Here is a 233-nt window from a genome sequence, read left to right on the forward strand (position 1 = left end):
GTGCCGAAGATCGACCTCCGGTATGACCTGTCTCATGTATTTTCGGTGTTTTTGGCCGTGACAGCTTCACCGCCTCGCGACAAGGAAGGACGCCCCCTCGGGGCGACGCACGTCGCCAAAGCGGCGCTATGGGAGCGCTGTGCCAAGCTCCTGCGCGGCTCGCAGATCTCATTGTTTTCTCAAGATGCCGAAGGCCATTTCAACTGGGTCTTCAATTCGCCTGCGGGGCTGAG

1 protein-coding gene is annotated in these 233 nt (G+C 59.7%); it reads left to right on the top strand.

Annotation, left to right across the window (positions count from 1 at the left end; genetic code table 11):
- The coding region (locus CH341_RS35605) for a hypothetical protein (protein WP_210208761.1) at positions 1-233 on the top strand (233 nt) is incomplete at both ends.

This window comes from Rhodoplanes roseus (assembly GCF_003258865.1).
In the GTDB taxonomy this organism is placed as follows: Bacteria; Pseudomonadota; Alphaproteobacteria; order Rhizobiales; family Xanthobacteraceae; genus Rhodoplanes; species Rhodoplanes roseus.